We start from the raw sequence: 13,516 nt of genomic DNA, 5'->3' as shown, positions 1-13,516 counted from the left end.
TTTATCCTCCCTTTCTTAGCCTACAAGTGCAACGATTTTTTCAGCGCCATCAGCCATTGAATCTGCTGCAACAATGTTTAAGCCTGATTCATTAAGAATCTTCTTACCTAATTCAACATTCGTTCCTTCTAAACGAACTACTAATGGTAAGTGTAAACCAACTTGTTTAGTTGCTTCGATTACACCTTCAGCAATAACATCACACTTCATGATGCCTCCGAAGATATTAACGAAAATCCCTTTAACATTTTGGTCAGAAAGGATGATTTTAAACGCCTCTGTAACTTTCTCAGCTGTAGCACCGCCCCCTACATCAAGGAAGTTAGCCGGATCTCCACCGTAGTGTTTAATGATATCCATTGTAGCCATTGCTAGACCAGCACCATTAACCATACATCCGATATTTCCGTATAAAGAAATATAGTTTAAGTCATACTTAGAAGCTTCGATTTCTTTTGGATCTTCTTCTTCTAAGTCACGGTAAGCTAAAATGTCTGCATGACGATATAAAGCATTTGAGTCAAAGTTTAACTTTGCATCTAATGCCATTACTTCTCCATCACCTGTAACTACTAATGGGTTAATTTCAGCGATTGAGCAATCTTTATCGATAAACGCAGAATATAAGCCCATCATGAACTTTACAGCTTTGTTTACTAAGTTGCTTGGAATGTTGATATTGAACGCAATACGACGAGCTTGGAAGCCTTGTAGACCTACTGCTGGATCAATATACTCTTTAAAGATTTTTTCAGGTGTTTTTTCAGCTACTTCTTCAATTTCAGTTCCACCTTCTTCAGAAGCCATTAATACAACTTGTGAAGTAGCGCGGTCTAAAACTAAACCAACATAATATTCTTTTTTAATATCGCAGCCTTCTTCGATAAGTAAGCGCTTTACTTCCTTACCTTCTGGTCCAGTTTGATGAGTAACTAATACTTTACCTAGAATTTCACTAGCATATGTATTTACTTCATCTAAATTTTTCGCTACTTTTACGCCACCCGCTTTACCGCGGCCACCAGCGTGAATTTGAGCTTTTACTACGCATACAGCTGTACCTAATTCTTTCGCTGCTTCTACTGCTTCTTCAACTGTGAATGCAACTTTACCATTTGGTACTTTTACGCCATAGCTTCGTAGGATTTCTTTCCCTTGATACTCATGGATATTCATGATCCATCCTCCCCTTTTAGAACAAGACAAATTAAAACACATCCCTATTGTATCTCTTACAGAATATACTGTAAATACTTTAGTAGAAAAGAATTTAATATTCTATGTTTTTATATAGAAAACCCTTTCATATACAATAGTTAATGTAGTTTATCATATTACAATATTATTTTTCCAATAATTTATCCTTATCCTTTAAAAAATAAATTAACGACAGTTAGTATGATTTTTGATTTTAGGTTTACATCATTTCGATTCATTCATCTACTTTAATACAAACTTAAAATTTTATGTAATTTTAAACGTCGTTAATCTATTCTATTTTAGACCACTTCAGTATATTGATGTATCTAATTACCAATTATTTTTTACAATCAAACTTTTTCTTTGATTGGTGCAAAGGATCTTCTATGTTCATTAATAATTCCATGCTCGTCGATCGCTTTTAAATGTTCCTTTGTTCCATATCCCATATGCTTTTCAAATCCATAATTTGGATGCTTTAAACTAAGTTCGCACATTAAAGAATCTCTGGTTTCTTTTGCAAGTACAGATGCAGCTGCTATACTGATACTTGTTGCATCGCCTTTAATGATTGATGTTTGAGAAATATCAAGCGGAAGTTTCATTGCATCAATTAATAAATGTTCAGGTGAATGAGTCAGTTGTTCGATCGCACGTCTCATCGCTAATTTAGTCGCTTCATAAATATTGATTTCATCTATTTCTGTTGAACTGGCCATACCAACCCCATAAGAAATTGCTTCTTCCTTGATCCGCTTTACGAAATACTGTCGTTTATCTTTAGATAATTTTTTGGAATCATCTAATCCAATTAGCTCAGTATTTTCCGCTAAAATTACTGCCGCTGCTACAACAGGACCAGCTAATGGACCTCTACCAACTTCATCTACTCCTGCAATTAACTTTATATTTTGGCTATAAAGATTTTGTTCATATTCCATCATTTTAAGGAATTTCTCCCTAGCTAAATCTCTTTTTTCTTGTTCTTTATACCATTTAGCTACTAGCTTTTGCACACCAATTCTTTGATCACTTTCAAATTCTTTTAAGAGTTCATTCGTTGGGTCAGTTAATTCACTTAGTATATTTTTTATTTCATCTATTTTCAGAGACATACTTTAGAACTCCTTTTATACATAGTTTAAGTTTTGACATTAAAATTTCATTAAAAAAGAAGAAAGTACGCTTATTCTTGCGCACTTTCTTCTAATATTTCATCAGTTACCTCAAGCATTGATGGATTTTCGAAAGTTAATCTTCCTAATTTCCCAGCTCTTAGCTCACGTAAAAATAAATCAGATGTTTTATCATAATCTATAATTCCGCCTGACATAAGTAATCCACGTTTCTTACCAATATGATCAAAAATATCAACGACTTCTTCAGAAAATAAAACTTCCTCATTCATGTCATATCTTTCTTTTAATACATTTGGATAAAACTCTCTTAAATATTTAATCGCATAAATCATTACTTCTTGTAGGTTAATGATACTATCTTTTATTGCTCCTGTAGTTGCTAAACGAAGACCTACAAGTTGATCTTCAAATTTAGGCCACAATATACCCGGTGTATCAAGTAGTTCAATTTCTTTCCCTACTTTTATCCATTGCTGTGCTTGCGTTACGCCAGGACGGTCACCAGTTTTAGCAATATTTTTTCGTGCGAGCTTATTGATTAAAGTTGATTTTCCAACATTCGGGATTCCAACAATTAACGCTCGAATTGCGCGAGGTTTGATCCCTTTTGATCTCATTTTATCAAATTTCTCTTTTACAAGTATTTCACAGGAAGAAATAATCGCTTTTAACCCTTGTCCAGATGCTGCATCAATAGCAATTGCCATTACGCCTTGTTTTTCATAATGCGCTAACCATTGCTGAGTAATTCTTGGATCTGCTAAATCTGCTTTATTTAATAAAAGCAATCTTGGTTTATTTGAAATTATTTCATCGATCATTGGATTTCTAGAAGCAGCAGGTACCCTTGCATCCGCTAATTCAATTACAACATCAATTAATGATAGTTTTTCAGTAACTTGTCTTCTAGCTTTTGCCATATGGCCAGGAAACCATTGTATCGTCATGTTGCCACCTTCTTATACATTGAATAATCAAGATTAATTTGGCTTTTATTTCGCCATTTCAACCTCAGATAACGGCCAAAAAACAAAACTTGCTCGGCCTAAAATTTCTTTTTGACTAACTGTTCCGATAATACGACTATCTTTACTTAATCGACGATTATCACCTAAAACGAATACTTGTCCTTTAGGTACAGTTTTTCTACCAGTAATCTCTTCTAACTTAAAGTCTTCAGTTAGAGGACCATCTGTCGTTTCTTTTTTATATTCGTTCAAATATGGTTCTTTATACGGTTTACCGTTAACATATAGGACATCATTTTTATATTCTACCGTGTCACCAGGTAATCCAATAACTCGTTTAATATAATCTTTTTCCTTTGTAGCATGGAAGACTACAATATCAAAACGTCTAGGTTCATGTAGTTTGTATACGATCTTATTTACAATCATTCTACTTTGATCCTGTAGTGTTGGCATCATTGAGATCCCATCAACTAAAACCGGTGTAAAAAGGAATGTTCGAATACCAAGTGCAAGTACAAGCGCAATAAAAATTGTTTTAACTAATTCCCAAATTCCACCACTATTGCTTTCTTTCAACCTAATCCCTCCATTTTATAACCATACGTTTTGCAGTTTTAACCAGTTAAGTTAATAACTTTATTTATGTATTCTATTTTACTTTTTATTATATCCATAATCTACAAATATTGGAAAAAAAGGAGCTTGTTTAATACAAGCTCCTTTCAAAAGACTATCGAAGTTCTTTAATTCTTGCTTTTTTACCAGTAAGTGCACGTAGGTAGTAAAGTTTAGCACGACGTACTTTACCGCGACGAACAACGTCTAATTTAGCAATTTTTGGAGTGTGAATTGGGAACGTACGTTCAACACCAACTCCGTAAGAAATTTTACGAACTGTGAAAGTTTCGCTAATTCCGCCACCACGACGTTTAATAACTACACCTTCGAATAATTGGATACGCTCACGAGTACCCTCAACAACTTTAACGTGAACTCGTACAGTATCACCAGGACGGAATGCTGGTAAGTCAGTTCTTAGTTGTTCTTTTGTAATTTCGTTGATTAAATTTTGCATAATGTATGCTCTCCTTTTCCAACCGATGCTCTTACAAGATTTAGTGACTCGCAGCGGAACACCGAGAATAAAGGCTTAAGTATTTACTCAAGCCACAAGTTATATTAACATATTCTATTATTGCACGCAACTAGTTTTCTTGTTTTAATTCTTGTTTTAATTCTTCTTTTACTTGATCCATCCATTTTGACTCTTTTTCAGAAAGAGAGTAGTTTTCAAGTAAATCTGGACGGCGTGTTATCGTACGTTTAAAAGATTGTTTTGTACGCCATTCTTCGATTTTCGCATGATTTCCTGATAATAAAACATCTGGTACTTTATGCCCTCTAAATTCGGCAGGTCTCGTGTAATGAGGATGCTCTAATAATCCTGTACTAAATGAATCTTCAATTTTTGAAGTAGTATTACCAAGTACCCCAGGTAATAAACGAACAACGCTATCAGCAATGACCATAGCGCCAAGTTCTCCACCTGTTAATACATAATCTCCAATTGAGATTTCATCCGTCACTACATGTTCTCGAATTCGTTCATCATAGCCTTCATAATGTCCACAAATTAAGATTAAGTGTTCCTCTTTTGCAAGCTCTTCAGCTTTACGTTGATTAAATCGCTCTCCTTGAGGGCATAGAAGGACTACTCTCGGCTTATTTTCACTTTTTAATACTAATTCATCAACAGCATCAAAAATCGGCTGTGGAGCTAGTACCATACCAGCGCCACCACCATATGGATAGTCATCAACATTTGAATGTTTATTCGTAGAGAAATCTCTAAAATTTACACAGCGAAACTTAACAGCCTCTTTTTCTTGTGCTTTTTTTAAAATAGAAGAATTTAAAACTCCTTCAAACATTTCTGGAAAAAGGGTTAAAAAGTCTAATTTCATCATAATAGACCTTCCATTAATTCGATTTTAACTTTTTTATTGGCTACATCTATTTCTTTTACAATTTGCTCGATATAAGGAATAAGGGCATCTTTTTGACCTTTTCTTTGAATAACCCAAACATCATTTGCACCTGGAGATAATATTTCTTTTATTTTTCCTATTCCTTCTCCATCAATTGTCTCAACAACACAACCAATGATTTCATGGTAATAGTACTCATTTTTATCTAGTTCGTGTAATTGATCTTCAGTAATCTTTAAAATCCCATTTTTAAGTGGTTCTACAGAGTTTAAAGACTCATACCCTTCAAATGTAAGTAAATCAAAATTTTTATGTACACGGTGACTTGTTACGATTAATTCAATTGGTGTCGATTCGTTTTCTTTAAAGAAATATAGTGTATTGCCTTTTACGTAACGTTTTTCTGGAAAATCAGTTCTTGAAATAACACGAACCTCTCCTCGAACTCCATGTGTATTTACAATTTTTCCGACATTTAAATATTTTTTCATTCTTATACCTCTATATTAAAATTTCTATGTTCATTATTAGTTTGACCATTTAGATTGTATATATGTCTACTAAGAGACTTCAATGGTTAAACAGGTTGTCTAATACCTAGTATAGCATATCTTAAAGTCACTAAAGCATCAAAAGCTTCCTATTGCCCAAAGGACTTACATCTATTCAATATGGACTACCACACCACTTTATATCGGGCTTTCCCGTAAATCTCTGTAATGTTGAAAACGGCCCTTAGCTATAGCCAAGGACCGTTTTACATTACTGAATATCTAAGTGAATACGTTTTGCGTGTTCATTACTTGCTGCATATACAACCGTACGAATCGCTTTTGCAATTTTACCATGTTTGCCAATCACTCTACCAGCATCTTCAGGATTTACCTGTAAATGAAAGAATAGATTGTTCTCATCTTCTTTAACTTGAAGTGAAATATCCTCTGGATGATCTACAAGACTTGAAACAATTGCATTTATGAGTGTATTCATCTTTTTTTCCATAATTACTTGCCGTTGCGAGCGTTGTGGAATTTCTCTAAGATACCAGCTTTAGAGAATAAGTTACGAACTGTATCAGATGGTTTAGCACCTGTTCCTAACCATTTTAATGCTGCTTCTTCGTTAATTTTGATTTCAGCTGGTTGAGCAACTGGATTGTAAGTTCCAATTTCCTCGATGAAACGTCCATCACGAGGAGAACGAGCGTCTGCTACTACTACACGGTAAAAAGGAGATTTTTTAGCTCCCATACGTTTTAAACGAATTTTAACTGCCATTTTTAAAGCACCTCCGAAAATATTTACAACGATTTATATATTATCAAAAACCAATACTGTTTGTAAAGTAAAATTTCTTAACAGCATAATTTTTTATTAAATGATGTTTAAATGTTGGAAAATTATACAAATAGGTTAGAATAAGCCCGGAAATTTAAAACCTTTCTTCTTCCCTTTTTGCATACCACCCATCATTTTCATCATTTTTTTCATTTCTTCAAACTGTTTTAATAAACGGTTTATTTCTTGTACAGGGCGACCAGAACCTCTAGCTATACGCTTTCTGCGACTTGAGTTAATAATATCTGGTGTAAGCTTTTCCTGCTTTGTCATCGATTGAATAATTGCCTCTACATGAGCGATTTGTTTATCGTCAATTTGCAGATCATTCAATCCTTTAATTTTGTTTGCACCTGGCATCATTTTTAAAATATCACCAAGTGGTCCCATTTTTTTAACTTGAGAAAGTTGGTCTAAGAAATCATCTAAAGTAAAAGATGCATTTCTTAATTTTTGTTCCATTTCTTTTGCTTTTTCTTGGTCTACGTTTTCTTGTGCTTTTTCAATTAAAGTAAGCACATCACCCATTCCTAGAATACGTGATGCCATTCGTTCTGGATGGAACGGCTCAATTGCATCTAGTTTTTCACCAAGTCCAACAAATTTAATTGGAGTATTTGTAACTGCACGAATTGATAATGCTGCACCACCACGAGTATCGCCATCAAGCTTCGTCAATACGACTCCAGTTAAACCTAATTGATCATTAAAGCTTTGTGCCACATTGACTGCATCTTGTCCAGTCATTGCATCAACAACTAGGAAGATTTCTTCAGGTTTTGAAAGTTCTTTAATTTGTGCAAGTTCTTCCATTAACCCTTCGTCAATATGTAAACGACCAGCAGTATCAATTAGGACATAGTCATGATGTTCATCCTTAGCGTGTTGAATCGCTTGTTTCGCAATTTCAACCGGACTTACTTGATCTCCTAATGTAAATACTGGCAAATCTAATTGTTTACCTAATGTTTGAAGCTGTTTAATAGCGGCAGGACGGTAAATATCTGCTGCAACTAAAAGTGGTTTACGATTGTACTTTTTTCGAAGTAAATTTGCTAATTTACCAGTCGTTGTTGTTTTACCAGCACCTTGTAAACCAACCATCATAATAACAGTCGGCGGGCGATTAGAAACAGCAATTTTGCTTTGTTCTCCACCCATTAATGCCGTTAGTTCTTCTTGAACTACCTTTACAACATGTTGACCCGGCGTTAAGCTTTGTAATACTTCTTGTCCTACAGCTCGTTCAGAAACACGTTTCACAAAATCTTTAACAACTTTAAAGTTAACATCCGCCTCTAGTAAAGCAAGACGAACTTCTCTCATCATTTCCTTGACATCAGATTCAGATACTTTACCTTTGCCTCGAACCTTTTGTAATGTCTTTTGAAGTCGGTCGGCTAATCCTTCAAATGCCATAAAACCGTCCTCCTTATTATTCTAATTTCTCTAACTCATCGATTACTCGAAGAAACTCGTCATCTACAACTTTACCTGTTTTAGTATAAGTTTTCAAATGATTTAAAAGTTCATTTCGTTGTTGAAATTTTTTTAGAAGTAATAATTTCTCTTCATATTCTTCTAACATAGCTTCAGTACGTTTTATATTATCATAAACCGCCTGTCGACTTATGTTAAACTCTTCCGCAATCTCACCTAAAGAATAGTCATCCAAATAATATAATGACATATAGTTTTGTTGTTTAGGAGTTAAAAGAGAATGATAAAAATCATATAGATAATTGATTCTCATCGTCTTATCTAACATTGTATGATCTGCCAAAACTATCACTCCTTTGTTAAGTGAATTGCCTTTACATATGTTAGTTTACCTAATACACAAATATCTGTCAAGTTTTTTACTTGACGATTAATTAAAATCAAAACAACAGAATTAAATTGAACTTTTATCCTAATCGTCTTAACTATAGTAAAGTCGAAACTCATGTTATTTGTTAATTAAATTTCCACTGTGGAGTGCAAGCTTTTTAAGGGCCCTCCATGCGTTCATTCCATGGTCTTACTAATCTCGCTATTGCACAATTTAAAAAAAGTGGATATGTCTTTCAATATAAAACATATCCACGTCATTTCTTCATTTTTAAATTATGCTTCTTTATTCATTAAATCTCCAAATAGGCCATATACAAATTGTTCTGCTTGGAATGGTTGTAGGTCGTCCATTTGTTCTCCAAGGCCGACGAATTTAACAGGTACTTTTAGTTCATTTCGGATTGCTAAAACAATACCACCCTTAGCCGTTCCATCTAGTTTCGTTAAGACGATACCAGAGACATTTGTTGCTTCGGAGAATGTTTTTGCTTGAACAAGACCATTTTGGCCAGTTGTAGCATCAATTACTAGTAATACTTCGTGTGGTGCACCAGGTACTTCTCTAGCAATGACATTACGTACTTTTTCAAGTTCTTTCATTAAGTTTACTTTATTTTGTAGGCGGCCAGCTGTGTCACAAAGTAAAACATCTACTTTACGAGCTTTTGCAGCTTGAACTGCATCATACATTACTGCAGCAGGGTCTGATCCTTCACCTTGTTTAATTGTCTCTACACCGACACGATTTCCCCAAACTTCTAATTGTTCAATAGCTCCAGCTCTAAATGTGTCACCAGCAGCAAGTAGTACTTTTTTGCCTTCAGTTTTTAGTTTATGAGCGATTTTACCAATTGAAGTTGTTTTTCCTACTCCGTTAACTCCAACAAATAAAACAACTGTTAAACCATCAGGATTTAAATTTAACTCAAATGAATCATCAGTTAAATCAGCACCTTTATACAATTCAACTAATTTTTCAGAAATTACCTCTTGTACACCTTTTGGATCTTGAATATTTTTTCGTTTAACTTCAAATTTCAAGTCCTCTACTAATTCCATTACTGTGTTTACACCAACATCAGCCATAATTAGAATTTCTTCAAGTTCTTCAAAAAAATCTTCATCTACTTTACGGTATCTAGCAAATAAATCGTTTAACCCTTCTGTTAGATTATTTCTAGATTTCTCTAATCCAGTTTTAAACTTTTGAGTCACTGACTCAGTTTGCTTCGAGATTGTTTCTTTTAATTTCTTAAAAAAGCTCATAATTTCAATCCTTTCTAATTACCATTCGATAATAATGCTTCACCTTCATCCAAACGAACTGATACTAGCGTAGAAACGCCATATTCTTGCATTGTAACACCGTATAATACATCACATTCTTCCATCGTACCTTTACGGTGTGTAATAACTATAAATTGGGTTTGTTCACTAAAATATTTTAAGAATTTTGCAAATCGAGCTACATTGGCCTCATCTAGTGCAGCTTCAACCTCATCAAGTACACAGAAAGGTACTGGACGTACTTGTAAAATTGCAAAAAGTAGTGCGATTGCCGTAAGCGCTCGTTCGCCTCCTGATAATAAACCTAAATTTTGAAGCTTTTTACCTGGTGGCTGAGCAACAATATCAACACCTGTTAACAATAAATTTTCCGCATCCGTTAGAACTAAATCAGCTCTTCCTCCACCAAACAACTGAGTAAAGACGACTTGAAATTTTTCACGAATTGCACTAAAACTTGTTTCGAAACGTTTTGTCATTTCTTCATCCATCTCACTAATTACATTGTAAAGTGTGATTTTTGCTTCATTTAAATCAGTTCTTTGTTCTTGAAGAAAATCATGACGTTCAGACACACGTTCATACTCATCGATTGCACCAATATTAACAGTTCCTAATTCCTCAATTGAACGCTTTAATAGTTTAACTCGTTTCCTTGCATCATCAACTGTCATTTCTAGTGTATATTTCATTTTTGCCGCTTCATAAGTAGTCATATACTTTACATTTAGTTGTTCAAGACGATTTTCAAGCTCTACATCAAGTCGATTACTATTTACTTCTTGCTGTTTTAGTAAATCAGAAAGTGACTTATATTGACGTTGCTTTTCACGTAATGATTGAACATAATCTTCTAGCTCTGTTTGAAAAGCAATTCGTTGCTCTCGACGTTTCGAAATAATTTCCGTCGTCTTTGAAAATTCAATTCGAGTATCCGAAATTATTTTCTCGAGCTCTTCCTTACCATTTTCATTCGTCATAAGTTCACTTGATAAGAAAATTATTTTTTCCTTCGTTTCTTCAAGAATTTGCTTTTGTTTTATAGAATTTTCTTCAAACTGGCGAATTCTTTCGTTACTATAACTTAACTTTTGCTCTTCTTGTGCTAGGGAAATTTTCAGACTAGTTAACTTCGATTGTAATTCATCTTTAATTTCCTTTTGATTTAGTTTCCGTTCAGTCAATTCATTGATTTTCTGTTCTTTTGAAATAATCTCATTTTTCACATTAGCATCTAACGATGATAATTCCTCTAGACGGTCTTTAACCTTTAATAAATCACTTGCTGAACTTCCCATTTCTAAATCATAGATTGCTAAAGCATCGTTTATATTTTTTTCTTCAAATTCGATACTTTTTAGTTGCTCCATAATTGAAACAATTATTTGTTTAACCTTTTGAATATCATCATTTAACGTTTGAGCTTTAGTAGAACTTTCTAGGTTTGTCACTTTAAGGATTTGAACCTCACTCTCAAGCGAGTTCGTCTTTTCTTGCATATCCTTTAGCTTCACGGTGATTTCTTCTAATTCTCGCTGTCTTCCTATAAGTGAAGAATTCGTTGTTCGAACGGCCCCACCAGTCATCGCTCCACCAGGATTAACTACATCACCTTCAAGCGTGACAAAGCGATAGCGATGTCCAACGAGTTTAGCCAGTTCATTAGCACCTTTTAAATCTTGTGCGATTAAAACAGATCCAAGTAAGTTTTGGATCACTTGCTCATACTCGCTTGAATAACTAACAAGTGATGATGCAACCCCAATAAAGGAAGGATTTCTTTTTAATCCTTCAATAACATTAGCTGGTACAAAACGAGCTTTAACAATATTCATTGGTAAAAATGTAGCACGGCCTAGTCGTTGTTGCTTTAAAAATTGAATTGCTCTTCTAGCATGTTCGTCATTTTCAACAACAATTTGTTGTGTAGCTGCACCTAGTGCAATTTCGATCGCAATTTCGTATTGTTTGTTTGTTGTAATTAGTTCAGCAATCGCACCTTTAATACCTTCTAATCTTGTGCCCCTTGCTTTCAAAATTTCTTTAACACCTTGATTAAAACCAGCAAAATCTTCTTGAAGTTCTTCAAGTGTTTCTTTTCTTGATTTTGTTTGTTGAATAAACTGATAAGCTTTATTTAGTAATTCTTCTTTTTCCTTTAGAATTGTTGAAGTTTCATCATGCTGCTTATTCAGGGTTTCAAACTTTTCATTTAACTCTTTATATGTTAAATCATATTGTTCTTTCTCATTAAGTAATTCAGTTTTTTTATTCTGTAATTGCTCTCTTTGACGAATATATTTTTCATTTTCTAAATCTAATCGACTCGATTTTACTGAATATTGTTGGCTTTGCTTTTCAAGCATTGTTTTTTCATTTTTAATCGATGCTTGATTATTTAAAAGCTCAATATAGTCAGATTTTATTAATTCGATTTGTTCTTCAATATCACCCTCATAAGATGTAATCTCATTTTGGATCTCAACAATATTTGTTTTCGTTTTGTTTACATTTTGACGAGAAAGTTTTTCTTGTTCTTTTTCTGCTTCGATTAATTTAGTCGTCTCGTTTATTTGTACCGTAACTTCGTCAACTTGTTTTCTTAATTGTTCAGATTGAGTTGAAGTATTTCTTTTTCGCTCCTTCATTAGCTCTTTCTGACCTTCATATTTTTCCAAGTTCTTCGTAACGGTTAATAAAACTTGCTGCAATTGATCGATTGATTCGTCTAATGCATTTAATTTCTCTTGTATTTCGTGTTGTTTTGATTCTTCAGTCGAAATCTCAGTCGATAACGCAATCTCTAAATCAGAGTTTTGGGCAATTTCTAGTTTAAGCTCCTCCCATTTCTGGTGAAGCGATTCAATTTCGTATACTAAGAGAGCGGCCTCAACCTCTTCTAGCTCATCTCTATGTTCTATGTATTCCTTTGCAATTGAAGCTTGCATTCTTAATGGTTCGATTTGGGAACTTAATTCAAATAAAATATCATCAACTCGATTTAAGTTTTCTTGCGTTTCGAATAATTTTGCTTCAGCCTTTTTCTTTCGGTTTTTATACTTTAATACCCCAGCTGCTTCTTCAAAAATTCCTCTTCGTTCTTCTGGCTTACTGCTTAATATTTCTTCAACCTTCCCTTGAGAAATAATAGAGAATGCTTCTCTTCCAAGTCCAGAATCCATAAATAAATCTACAATATCTTTTAATCGACAAGATTGTTTATTAATATAAAAATCACTATCTCCAGAACGGTAAACACGTCTTGTTACACTTACTTCACTATACTCTAGTGGTAATTGTTGATCTTCATTATCTAAAGTCAGCGTTACTTCTGCATAATTTAAAGGCTTTCTTCCATCACTACCAGCAAAAATGATATCCTCCATCTTCGCTCCTCGTAATGATTTGACTGACTGTTCGCCTAGTACCCATCTAATGGCATCTGTAATATTACTTTTACCACTTCCATTTGGCCCTACAACTGCTGTAACACCTTTTACAAAATCTATCGTAACTCGCTGAGCGAATGATTTAAATCCAATTATATCTAGTCGTTTGAGGAACAACTGAATTCCCCCTTTTTGATTTAATTATATACACAAAAACTCCCCCATAAAAGGGGGAGCAGACTGCCCGCCAAACGCTCGTTTTCTTCGTTACTTCACCTATCTAACGGTGCTCTTTACCGTCTAAGGGAACTTAAGCTCCTCACCAGGCTTCAACCCTCGAATGTCAAGCGCTTGCAATCAGTCTAAAAATCA

13 protein-coding genes are annotated in these 13,516 nt (G+C 34.1%); all 13 read right to left on the bottom strand.

Features of this window, described 5'->3' with window-relative positions:
• Positions 1–15: 15 nt before the first annotated feature.
• Entirely contained in the window at positions 16–1,176 is a 1,161-nt protein-coding gene (gene sucC, locus COJ46_RS14985; RefSeq protein WP_097975494.1) for an ADP-forming succinate--CoA ligase subunit beta, read from the bottom strand.
• A 374-nt stretch (positions 1,177–1,550) separates the two neighbouring features.
• Positions 1,551–2,315 (bottom strand): ribonuclease HII, encoded by a 765-nt coding sequence (locus COJ46_RS14980; RefSeq protein WP_097975496.1) that lies wholly within the window; start codon positions 2,313–2,315, stop codon positions 1,551–1,553.
• A 71-nt stretch (positions 2,316–2,386) separates the two neighbouring features.
• Positions 2,387–3,286, bottom strand: a complete 900-nt coding sequence (ylqF, locus tag COJ46_RS14975) for a ribosome biogenesis GTPase YlqF (RefSeq protein ID WP_097975497.1) — start codon at positions 3,284–3,286, stop codon at positions 2,387–2,389.
• A gap of 45 nt (positions 3,287–3,331) precedes the next feature.
• On the bottom strand, positions 3,332–3,886 hold the full coding sequence (gene lepB / locus COJ46_RS14970; RefSeq protein ID WP_025569027.1) for a signal peptidase I: 555 nt from the start codon (positions 3,884–3,886) through the stop codon (positions 3,332–3,334).
• Between the two features lie 154 nt (positions 3,887–4,040).
• The gene (gene rplS, locus COJ46_RS14965) at positions 4,041–4,385 is read right to left on the bottom strand and encodes a 50S ribosomal protein L19 (RefSeq protein WP_025569026.1); all 345 of its coding nucleotides are present in this window, start codon (positions 4,383–4,385) and stop codon (positions 4,041–4,043) included.
• A gap of 130 nt (positions 4,386–4,515) precedes the next feature.
• Positions 4,516–5,274, bottom strand: coding sequence for a tRNA (guanosine(37)-N1)-methyltransferase TrmD (gene trmD / locus COJ46_RS14960; RefSeq protein WP_098566039.1), 759 nt, complete (start codon positions 5,272–5,274; stop codon positions 4,516–4,518).
• Positions 5,274–5,789, bottom strand: coding sequence for a ribosome maturation factor RimM (rimM, locus tag COJ46_RS14955; protein ID WP_097975499.1), 516 nt, complete (start codon positions 5,787–5,789; stop codon positions 5,274–5,276). The genes trmD and rimM overlap by 1 nt, the downstream gene beginning before the upstream one ends.
• Positions 5,790–6,060: 271 nt before the next feature.
• On the bottom strand, positions 6,061–6,288 hold the full coding sequence (locus tag COJ46_RS14950; RefSeq protein WP_025569023.1) for a KH domain-containing protein: 228 nt from the start codon (positions 6,286–6,288) through the stop codon (positions 6,061–6,063).
• Between the two features lie 14 nt (positions 6,289–6,302).
• Positions 6,303–6,575, bottom strand: a complete 273-nt coding sequence (gene rpsP / locus COJ46_RS14945) for a 30S ribosomal protein S16 (protein ID WP_025569022.1) — start codon at positions 6,573–6,575, stop codon at positions 6,303–6,305.
• 135 nt (positions 6,576–6,710) lie between these two features.
• Positions 6,711–8,054: a signal recognition particle protein gene (gene ffh / locus COJ46_RS14940; RefSeq protein WP_025569020.1), complete on the bottom strand. Its 1,344-nt coding sequence runs from the start codon at positions 8,052–8,054 to the stop codon at positions 6,711–6,713.
• 16 nt (positions 8,055–8,070) lie between these two features.
• Positions 8,071–8,403, bottom strand: coding sequence for a putative DNA-binding protein (locus COJ46_RS14935; RefSeq protein WP_097976157.1), 333 nt, complete (start codon positions 8,401–8,403; stop codon positions 8,071–8,073).
• Positions 8,404–8,741: 338 nt separating this feature from the next.
• Positions 8,742–9,734, bottom strand: a complete 993-nt coding sequence (ftsY, locus tag COJ46_RS14930) for a signal recognition particle-docking protein FtsY (RefSeq protein WP_097975500.1) — start codon at positions 9,732–9,734, stop codon at positions 8,742–8,744.
• Positions 9,735–9,748: 14 nt separating this feature from the next.
• Positions 9,749–13,321, bottom strand: a complete 3,573-nt coding sequence (gene smc / locus COJ46_RS14925; protein WP_097975502.1) for a chromosome segregation protein SMC — start codon at positions 13,319–13,321, stop codon at positions 9,749–9,751.
• Positions 13,322–13,516: the final 195 nt, after the last annotated feature.

Source organism: Bacillus sp. AFS077874 (assembly GCF_002566505.1).
Lineage (GTDB): Bacteria > Bacillota > Bacilli > Bacillales > Bacillaceae_G > Gottfriedia.
This window is presented reverse-complemented; position numbering and strand designations above follow the sequence as displayed.